The organism is Streptomyces sp. CO7, assembly GCF_053474865.1.
On sequence record NZ_JBRIOU010000002.1, the window covers coordinates 1656854 to 1661567 of the forward strand.

Below are 4714 nucleotides of genomic sequence, written 5' to 3' on the forward strand. Positions count from 1 at the left end.
TCGTCGCCCCGGGCGGCCGGCTGCGCGACCGCTTCCCTGCCGGCCCGCTCCCCGGCTGGCTGACCGAGGAGGATCTCGACGTCTACGCCGGGGAGTTCGAGCGCACCGGCCTGACCGGCGCGCTCAACCGCTACCGCTCCATGGACCGCGACTGGGAGGACCTCACCCCCCACCACGGCGCTCCGATCACCCGGCCCGCCCTGTTCATCGGCGGCACGCTGGACGCGTCCACCACCTGGATGGCCGATGCCATCGACGCCTACCCCACCACGCTCCCCGCCCTGTCCGCCTCGCACCTCCTGGACGGCTGCGGCCACTGGGTGCAACAGGAACGCCCCGACGAGGTCAACGCCCTGTTGACCGACTGGCTCGCCACCCTCCACGGCTGAGACCCGACGGGCGACTTGTGCCTGCCCGCCCTCAGCGGGTGTCGATGATCATGAGGGCGGTGTGGAGGGAGGTCCGTGACGCGGCGGTCTCCAGGGAGACGCCCAGGATGCGCTCGACGGTGCGGAGCCGGCTGTAGAGGGTGGGCCGGCTGAGTCCGGTCAGTTGCGCGGTGCGGGTCTTGCTGCCGCCGCCGTCGAGATGGACGCGCAGCAGTCCCACGAGGTCCTCGCCGGTGCGGACGTCGTGGTCCAGGAGGCTGCCCAGCTCGGTCTGGGCGAAGCGCTGGACCCGGTGGTCCTCCCGCAGGAGGGTCACCAGTCCCCGCAGACGCACGTCCGTCGAGCGGTAGAGACGGTTCGGTTCGGGCATGGACAGGCCGACGTCGGCGACGTGTTCGGCCTCGTCGAGGCCGCGGGCGGCGTCGGTGAGACGCGGGGAAGCGGCCGCGGTGCCGGCGACCCAGGCATCGGTGCCGTCCCTGCCGGCGAGGCGTTCGCGCAGGCCCGTGCAGACGGCGCGCAGGACACGGTCCGCTCCGGCCGGCGGGCAGGAGACGACCGCCGAGACGGTGCCCGCCCGACGGACGGCGAAGATCGCGCTCGCGCCGGCCGCGGTGACGGCCTGCCGCAGGGAGGACAGCAGGCGCCGGTCCACCTCGCCCTGGGCCAGGACGTTCGCCCCGGCGGGCCGGGGCACACGGACGCACAGCGGCGCGTAGCCGCTGGCGGCGCGCAGACCCAGCGAGGTGGCCCTGGCCAGGGCTTCGCTCTCCTCGCCGATCCTGCCGTTGACGAGGTCGTCGAGCAGGCCGCCGAGGGCCTGGACGACGAGCGCCTCACGCTCCTGCTGGATCATGCGGTGCAACTGGAGGGACTGGGCGGCCCGCTCCAGGACCATGCGGGCGTGGGGGTGGTGCGGCCCGTGGCCGGGCAGGACCAGTCGCCCCCACTGCTCGGAGCCGACACCGACGGGTACCGCCGTCCAGGGCCGGCCGGGCCCGCAGCCGTCGGCCGGGCTGTGAAGGCGTGAGCGCTCGGCCCACTGGTGCAGGAGCCCCGCGGTCGAGGTGTCGAGGGCGCAGTAGGCCAGGACGTGCCGGCTGAGGTCCTCCAGGACCAGGCAGGCGCCCAGGGTCTGCGCGGCCTTGGTGACGATGTCGGTGGTCGAGGCCCGCGCGAGGTTGAGCGAGGTGAACGCCTCGTGGGTGGTACGGGCGAACTCGACCTCCTCGTACTGGTCGGCCACGATCAGCCGGTGCACCTGTTGGGTGACCTCGATGAAGCGGGTCCTGGCGGCCAGCGTCACCACCGGGATCCCGAGGGAGTCGGCCAGTGCGGGCAGACAGTCGGGGGCGGCGTGCAGGAACGTCCCCAGCTCGACGACCAGACCGGCAACCCTCTGCCCGGCGAGCATGCGCAGGTAGGTCTCGGTGGCGTGGGCGTCGCCGGTCAGGGGCGCGCCCGTGGTCAGCACGAGCTCGCCGCCGGCCAGGAGGTCCGTCAGGTCCACGAGGTCGCTGACGTGGACCCAGCGCACCGGTCGGTCGAGCCGGGCATGGCCTCCGACCACGGCCGGTCTTCCCGCGGCCAGGGCGGACAACTGGAGGACTTCCCGGACGGTCGGCTGGTGCATCGACACACCGTAAAGATCCAGCCGTCCTTCTGTACAGACTGTCGGCCGCCGCGCTGACAGGCTTCTCGCGAACCGGCCGCCGAACTCCGCGCGGCCGGCTCCACTGCCCTGACGCACCAGGGCAGCGCGACGGAACAAGGTGAGGCAACCGTGCACACGACGACGAACCCGCAGCGCATCGGACACTGGGCCGACAACCAGCACTTCGCCGGAAGCAGCGAACGCACGGCGCCGGTGACGAATCCGGCGACCGGCGCGGTGACCCGCGAGGTGGCGCTGGCGCACGAGGCGGACGCCAGGGCCGTCATCGAGTCCGCCGCGGCGGCCTTCCCGGCCTGGCGGGACACCTCCCTGGCCAAGCGCACCGCGATCGTCTTCCGCTTCCGGGAGCTGCTCAACGCGCGCAAGGAGGAACTGGCGGAGATCATCACCGCCGAGCACGGCAAGGTGCTCTCCGACGCGCTGGGCGAGGTCACCCGGGGCCAGGAAGTGGTGGAGTTCGCCTGCGGCATGCCCCACCTGCTCAAGGGCGCGTTCAGCGAGAACGTGTCGACGGGCGTGGACGTGCACTCGGTCCGCCGGCCCCTGGGCGTCGTCGGGATCATCGCCCCGTTCAACTTCCCCGCCATGGTGCCGATGTGGTTCTTCCCCCTCGCCATCGCGGCCGGCAACACCGTCGTCCTCAAGCCGAGCGAGAAGGCGCCCTCCGCCGCGCTTCGGCTGGCCGAACTGTGGGCCGAGGCGGGCCTGCCCGCCGGGGTGTTCAACGTCCTGCAGGGCGACAAGGCGGCCGTGGACGAGGTGCTCACCCACAAGGCGGTCAAGGCCGTCAGCTTCGTCGGCTCCACCCCGATCGCCCAGTACGTGTACGCGACGGCCACCGCCCACGGCAAGCGCGTCCAGGCACTGGGCGGCGCGAAGAACCACGCCGTCGTGCTGCCCGACGCCGACCTGGACACCGCCGCCGACGCACTGGTCGGCGCCGGCTTCGGCTCGGCGGGCGAGCGCTGCATGGCCATCTCCGCCGTGGTCGCCGTCGGCGACGTCGCGGACGACCTGGTCGCCAGGATCGCCGAGCGGGCCCGCGCGCTGCGCACCGGCGACGGCACCCGGGGCTGCGACATGGGGCCGCTGGTGACCGCCGCGCACCGTGACCGGGTCGCCGGTTACGTCGACCGGGCCGAGGCGGAGGGCGCGACCCTCGTGGTGGACGGCCGGAAGGTCACCGCGGACGGCGCACCGGACGGCTTCTGGCTCGGGCCGACCGTCATCGACCACGTCACCACCGACATGTCCTGCTACACGGACGAGATCTTCGGCCCGGTCCTGTCGGTGCTCCGGGTGGACACCTACGACGAGGCACTGGACCTGGTCAACGCCAACCCCTTCGGCAACGGCACCGCCCTGTTCACCAACGACGGCGGCGCGGCCCGGCGCTTCAACAACGAGGTGGAGGTCGGCATGGTCGGCATCAACGTGCCGATCCCGGTGCCGACGGCCTACTACAGCTTCGGCGGCTGGAAGCACTCCCTGTTCGGCGACAGCCACGCCCACGGCACCGAAGGCGTCCACTTCTTCACCCGCGGCAAGGTCGTCACCACCCGGTGGCGCACCCCCGCCGAGGGCGGCGTGGACCTCGGCTTCCCGCAGAATGTCTGAGAGGACGACCGTCATGACCGCAGCCGACCCCCAAGCCCTGCTCGACGCCGCCGCCCGGACCTACGAGCTCGACCGCCGGCACGTCTTCCACTCCTGGGCCGCCCAGGCCGAGATCACCCCGATGGTCATCACCCGCGCCGAGGGCTCCTACGTCTGGGACGGCGCCGGCAACCGCCTGCTGGACTTCTCCTCCCAGCTGGTGAACACCAACATCGGCCACCAGCACCCCGACGTGGTCGAGGCGATCGTCGCCCAGGCCCGCACCCTGGCCACCGTCGCCCCCCAGCACGCCAACGACCAGCGTTCCGAGGCCGCCCGCCTGATCAGCGAGCACACTCCCGGCGACCTGGACCGGATCTTCTTCACCAACGGCGGCGCCGACGCCAACGAGCACGCCGTGCGGATGGCCCGGCTGAGCACCGGCCGCCCCAAGGTCCTCACCCGCTACCGCTCGTACCACGGCGGGACGCAGACCGCGATCAACCTCACCGGCGACCCCCGGCGCTGGCCGAACGACCACGGCGACGCCGGCGTCGTCCACTTCTTCGGCCCGTACCTCTACCGCAGCCACTTCAACGCCACCTCCGAGAGCGAGGAGTGCGAGCGGGCCCTGGCCCATCTCCAGCAGGTCATCGAGCTCGAGGGCCCGCAGACCATCGCGGCCGTCCTGCTCGAGTCGATCCCCGGCACCGCCGGCATCATGCTGCCCCCGCCCGGCTACCTCGCCGGTGTGCGGGAGCTGTGCGACCGGTACGGCATCGTCTTCATCCTCGACGAGGTGATGACCGGCTTCGGGCGGGCCGGCAGCTGGTTCGTCGCCTCGGACGAGGGCGTCGTCCCGGACCTGCTGACCTTCGCCAAGGGCGTCAACTCCGGCTACGTGCCGCTCGGCGGCGTCGCCATCGGACCGCGCATCGCCGACCACTTCGCGCACCGCCCCTACCCCGGCGGCCTGACCTACTCCGGGCACCCGCTGGCCTGCGCGGCGGCCGTCGCGGCGATCACCGTGATGGAGCGCGACGGCATCGTCGAC

Annotated in this window: 4 protein-coding genes; 3 read left to right on the forward strand and 1 reads right to left on the reverse strand. The window is 72.6% G+C overall.

Annotated features, from left to right (window positions below; genetic code table 11):
• A partial coding sequence (locus ACOV8S_RS09700) for an alpha/beta fold hydrolase (RefSeq protein ID WP_448317299.1) occupies positions 1-389 on the forward strand: 389 nt, incomplete at its 5' end.
• Between the two features lie 31 nt (positions 390-420).
• On the opposite strand, the gene ACOV8S_RS09705 is transcribed toward ACOV8S_RS09700, so the two are convergent.
• Positions 421-2022: a PucR family transcriptional regulator gene (locus ACOV8S_RS09705; RefSeq protein ID WP_448317300.1), complete on the reverse strand. Its 1602-nt coding sequence runs from the start codon at positions 2020-2022 to the stop codon at positions 421-423.
• A gap of 150 nt (positions 2023-2172) precedes the next feature.
• On the opposite strand from ACOV8S_RS09705, the gene ACOV8S_RS09710 reads away from it, so the two are divergent.
• Positions 2173-3681, forward strand: a complete 1509-nt coding sequence (locus ACOV8S_RS09710) for a CoA-acylating methylmalonate-semialdehyde dehydrogenase (RefSeq protein WP_448317301.1) — start codon at positions 2173-2175, stop codon at positions 3679-3681.
• A gap of 13 nt (positions 3682-3694) precedes the next feature.
• Positions 3695-4714, forward strand: a 1020-nt coding sequence (locus tag ACOV8S_RS09715; protein ID WP_448317302.1) for an aminotransferase class III-fold pyridoxal phosphate-dependent enzyme, incomplete at its 3' end; no start/stop codon positions are given.